Origin of the sequence: Methylibium sp. T29-B, assembly GCF_000576225.1 — a bacterium.
Classification (GTDB): Bacteria; Pseudomonadota; Gammaproteobacteria; order Burkholderiales; family Burkholderiaceae_C; genus Methylibium; species Methylibium petroleiphilum.
The window spans coordinates 1-1,074 of record NZ_AZSN01000365.1 but is presented as its reverse complement, the minus strand read 5'-3'; the positions used below and the strand labels follow the sequence as shown (position 1 = coordinate 1,074).

Here is a 1,074-nt window from a genome sequence, read left to right as displayed (position 1 = left end):
CGCCGGCCACGGCCGAGGAGCTCGCGCGCGCGGCGGCGGTGGTGCGGAGCAGCCCGTCGTCCGACGGCTGCTATGCGCTGGTCGGCGACAAGCACCTGCTGTTCTCGCCGTCGGGCCGCAGCTTCCTGATGTTCGGCAAACAGGGCCGCTCCTGGGTGTCGCTGTTCGGTCCGATGGGTGACGCGCGCGAGTGGCCCGACCTGGTGTGGCGCTTCGTCGAACTGGCGGCGGCGCACGGAGCCGCGCGGCCTTCTACCAGGTCCGGCCGGTCGCGCTGCCGCTCTACCTGGACTGCGGCCTGCAGGCCTTCAAGCTGGGCGAGCATGCGCACGTCACCTTGCCCGACTTCGACCTCAAGGGCGCCAAGCGCGCCAACCTGCGCTCCGGCGTGAACCGCGGCGAGCGCGAGGGCCTGAGCTTCGAGGTGCTGCCGCCGGCGGCGGTGGGCGCGGCGCTGCCGGAACTGCGGGCCGTGTCCGATGCCTGGCTCGGCCAGCAGAAGTCGCGCGAGAAGGGCTTCTCGGTCGGCCGCTTCGACGAGCGCTACCTGCAGCAACTGCCGGTCGCCGTGGTGCGGCGCGAAGGCCGCATCATCGCCTTCGCCAACCTGCTGGCGACCGACGCGAAGGACGAGGCCAGCATCGATTTGATGCGCCACCTGCCGGAGTCGCCGCCCGGCACGATGGACTTCCTGTTCGCCAAGATCATGCTGTACCTGCAGGCCCAGGGCTACCAGCGCTTCGGCCTGGGCATGTCGCCGATGGCCGGCATGGCCGAGCGGCGCCGCGCGCCGCGCTGGCAGCGGCTGGGGCGGCTGCTGTTCGAGCACGGCGAGCGCTTCTACAACTTCCGCGGCCTGCACAGCTTCAAGGACAAGTTCGAGCCGGTCTGGGAGGCGCGCTACCTGGCCGCGCCCGGCGGCGTGGCGCCGCTGTTCGTGCTGGTCGACGTGGCCGCGTTGATCGGCGGCGGCGTCAAGGGCGTGATCGCCAAATGAGCGTGGCGCGCGCACCCGCACTCGCGTTCGCGGTGGCGCTGGCTGCCGCGGGCATGGCGTCGGTGGCGGCACCGGCC

Annotated in this window: 1 pseudogene; it reads left to right on the top strand. The window is 72.3% G+C overall.

The window, feature by feature from the left end:
* A pseudogene (locus Y694_RS21960) lies at positions 1-997 on the top strand (phosphatidylglycerol lysyltransferase domain-containing protein); the annotation flags it as partial.
* Positions 998-1,074: the final 77 nt, after the last annotated feature.